Source organism: Salinisphaera sp. (genome assembly GCF_035690525.1).
In the GTDB taxonomy this organism is placed as follows: Bacteria; Pseudomonadota; Gammaproteobacteria; order Nevskiales; family Salinisphaeraceae; genus Salinisphaera.
Genome location: NZ_DASSKM010000025.1, coordinates 1 through 3,821 on the forward strand (window position 1 = coordinate 1; position 3,821 = coordinate 3,821).

Consider the following 3,821-nt stretch of genomic DNA (forward strand, 5'->3'; position numbering starts at 1 on the left):
CGTGCACGCCGAGCACGGCCGCGATGCGGCCGATCCGAACGGCTCGAACACGAAGTATCGCTGGCTGCGCCGGCTGCTGGCGCCCACGATCAGCCGCTTCGTCCCGGTTTCGGCCGATCTCGCGCGCTGGCTCGAACAAGACGTTCGTATTCCGCGCTCGCGTATCCGGCTGATTCGCAACGGGATCGATATCGCGCGCTTCGCGCCCGGCTCACGCGTCCCGGTCGAAGGTCTGCCCGCGCCGGATGCGGACACCCGGGTGATCGGTACCGTGGGCCGGCTGGACCCGGTGAAGGGCTTCGACGATCTGCTACAGGCGATGGCCAAGCTCGTGGCGCGCCGCGACCTGCCGCGGCTGCATTTGGTGGTGGTCGGGGACGGGCCGGAACACGAGCGCCTGCGCGAGCGTATCGCCAGCCTCGGTTTGGAGGAGCGCGTGACGCTGGCCGGCCAGCGCGACGACGCCGATGCGCTGCTTCGGCTGTTCGATGTTTATGTCTGTTCGTCGATCGCCGAAGGTATTGCGCTGACGATACTCGAAGCGATGGCGACCGGCCTGCCGGTGGTCGCTACCGCGGTCGGCGGCAACCCGGAATTGGTGCGCGACGGCGAAACCGGGCTGCTGACGCCGGCGCGCCAGCCCGAAGCACTGGCCGACGCGCTTGCCCGCGTGCTCGCCCAACCCGAGCGCGCCCGCGCGATGGGCGAGGCGGCACGGCGCCGCGTCGAGGCCGAATTCAGCATCGATGCGATGGTGGACGGCTACATCAAGCTCTACGATGAACTGCTGGCTCGCCGAGCGGGCCGCCGCGACCGAAGGCCGGCTTGACCGCCGCCGTCCGGGCGGAACCGAAATGGCAAGCGCAGTAGTTTTGTAAGCACCCTCAGTGAAGGAACACCTATGTGTGGTCTAACAGGGATCGTGACCGGTGACGGCCGGTGTGCCGACGCGGATGTATTGGACGCGATGAACACGGCACAGGCCCATCGCGGGCCGGATCAGCACGACCAGATACAGCGAACCGGCTGCGGGCTCGCGCATCGTCGTCTCACGATTCTAGACCCGGACAGCGGCGAGCAGCCGATGGCTACCGAGGACGGCCGCTTCACGCTCACCTACAACGGCGAGATCTACAACTATCGCCAGATCAATCGCGAGTTGGAGCGCGCGGGCTATCGCTTCGAGGGGCACTGCGACACCGAAACGTTGTTGCGGGCCTGGCAACACTGGGGGCCGGACTGTGTGCATCGGCTGCGCGGCATGTTTGCCTTCGCGGTCTGGGATGCCGAGAAGCGGCGCATTCATCTGGTGCGCGACCGGCTCGGCATCAAACCGCTCTATTACGGGCTCACGCCCGCCGGCGATCTGGTATTCGGCTCCGAACTCAAGACGCTGATGGCGCATCCCGATTTGTCGCGTGCGCTTGAACCGCGCGCGATCGAGGGCTATCTGGCGCTGGGCTATGTGCCGGAGCCGCTGTCGATCTTCGCCGGCGTCTACAAGCTCGCCGCCGGCCACCGATTATCCTGGGCGGCGGGCGAGGGCGCCCCTAGCGCCGAGAAATACTGGGATATCGATTTCACACCGGGCCAAGCGCCGGACGAAAGCGAGGCTACGGAAGAGCTGCACGCACGGCTCGACGACGCGGTGCGTATGCGTATGGTGGCCGATGTGCCGCTCGGCGCGTTTCTATCCGGCGGCGTGGATTCAAGCGCCGTGGTCTCGCTCATGGCCGGCGCCGCGAACGATCCGGTCAAGACCTGCGCCATCGGCTTCGACGAGCGCGCCTTCGACGAGTCCGACTACGCCCGGCGCATCGCCGAGCAGTACGCGACCGATCACCGCGAGCACCGGATATCGGGCGACGATTTCGGTCTGATCGATACGCTGATCGATGTCTACGACGAGCCGTTCGCCGACAGCTCGGCGCTGCCGACCTATCGCGTCTGCGAACTGGCGCGCCGGCAGGTCACGGTGGCTTTGTCGGGCGACGGCGGCGACGAGAATTTCGTCGGCTATCGGCGCTATCGGCTGCATGCCAACGAATCCCGGGCCCGGGCGCGTATCCCGCGCGTGATCCGCCGCCCGGTGTTCGGCGTGCTCGGCCGGCTCTATCCCAAGCTGGATCGCGCGCCGCGTTTCCTGCGCGCCAAGACCACGTTCCAGGCGCTGGCGATGGATACGGCCGAGGCCTACTGCCACAGCGTCTCGGCGGTGCCCGAGGACCTGCGCGAGACCCTTTACAGCGCGTCTTTCAAGCAGGAACTGGGCGGGTATCGCGTACGCGATCTGTTCACGGACATCGCGCCGAATGCCGGCAGCGACGATCCGGTCGCGATCGCGCAGTATCTCGACTACAAAACCTGGCTGCCGGGCGATATTTTGACCAAGGTCGATCGCGCCAGCATGGCGCACAGCCTGGAAGTCCGCGTGCCGCTGCTCGATCATGAATTCGTCGGCTGGGCGGCCGCGCTGCCCCGCGACTACAAGCTGCGCCAAGGCCAGGGCAAATATCTGTTGAAGAAGAGTTTCGAAGGCCATCTTCCGAACGACATCCTGTACCGGCAGAAAAAAGGCTTTTCGGTGCCGCTCGCCGACTGGTTCCGCGGCCCGCTGCGCGAGGTTGGCGCGGCGGCGCTCACCGCCGGGCCACTGGTCGAATCCGGCATCTTCGAACCGAAAACGCTCGAACGGCTCTGGTCCGACCACGACAGCGGGCGCCGGGATCACGGCACGGTGATCTGGTCGTTGCTCATGCTGGCGCGGTTTTTCGAACGCGAGGCGGCCACGCGGCCGGCGCCGGCCGAACGGGCGTATCGCCCGATCGATGAAAAACCGACGAGAGCCCGTGCATGAGTAACCGGCCCGTGCGCATCGTGGTGGTAACCAGTCTGTACCCGAACAGCGCCCAGCCGCGCCACGGCATATTCGTCGAAGAGCGGCTGCGCGGGCTGGTGCAGACCGGGCGGGTCGAGGCGCGCGTGATCGCGCCGGTGCCGTGGTTTTTCTCCAAACACCCGCGGTTCGGCCGCTACGCGCAAATGGCGGCGGTGCCGTCGCGGGAAGTGCGGTACGGTATTCCGATCGAACATCCACGCTATATCGTGCTGCCCAAGATCGGTATGACCTGGGTTCCGAGGGCGATGGCGCGGGCGGTCGCCCCCGGGTTGCAGCGATTGCGTGATCAAGGATTCGAGTTCGACCTGATCGATGCCCATTATTTCTATCCCGACGGCGTCGCAGCGGCGAGGCTGGCGCAGCGGTTCAAGCGGCCGCTGACGATCACCGCCCGCGGCGCGGACATCAACCAGATCGCGCACATGGCGATCCCCCGGCGTCAAATTCGACAGGCCGCGCGCCGGGCCGGCGCTTTGATCGCGGTATCCGAAGCGTTGGCGCACGGCATGCGCCGCCTCGGGCTGCCGGACGATCGGATTCAGACCCTGCGCAACGGGGTCGATCTGATCCGTTTCGCGCCGCGCGATCGTGTTACGGCCCGCGCGGAACTAGGGCTATCAGGAAGGGGGCGCGAAGGCCGGGTCTGGTTATGTGTCGGTCATCTGATCGAGCGCAAGGGCATGCATGTGGCACTCGATGCCTTGGCGCAGGCCGACGATGTCACGCTGCTGCTGGTTGGCGACGGGCCGCAAGCCGGTGCGCTGCGGGCCCGGGCCGAGCGTCTGGGAGTAAGCGGGCGCGTTCGCTTCGAGGGCGCGGTCGCGCATGACGATTTGCCGACTTATTTTTCGGCGGCGGACGTCCTCATGCATGCCGCCGGCTCCGAAGGCATGCCCAACGTCGTGCTTGAAGCCCTGGCCTG

3 protein-coding genes are annotated in these 3,821 nt (G+C 66.7%); all 3 read left to right on the plus strand.

The window, feature by feature from the left end; genetic code table 11:
- A partial coding sequence (locus VFJ08_RS01605) for a glycosyltransferase (RefSeq protein ID WP_324994471.1) occupies window positions 1-829 on the plus strand: 829 nt, incomplete at its 5' end.
- Between the two features lie 72 nt (window positions 830-901).
- Window positions 902-2,857: an XrtA/PEP-CTERM system amidotransferase gene (locus VFJ08_RS01610; protein ID WP_324994473.1), complete on the plus strand. Its 1,956-nt coding sequence runs from the start codon at window positions 902-904 to the stop codon at window positions 2,855-2,857.
- On the plus strand, window positions 2,854-3,821 hold a 968-nt coding region (locus VFJ08_RS01615; protein ID WP_324994475.1), incomplete at its 3' end, for a glycosyltransferase. The genes VFJ08_RS01610 and VFJ08_RS01615, both read left to right, overlap by 4 nt.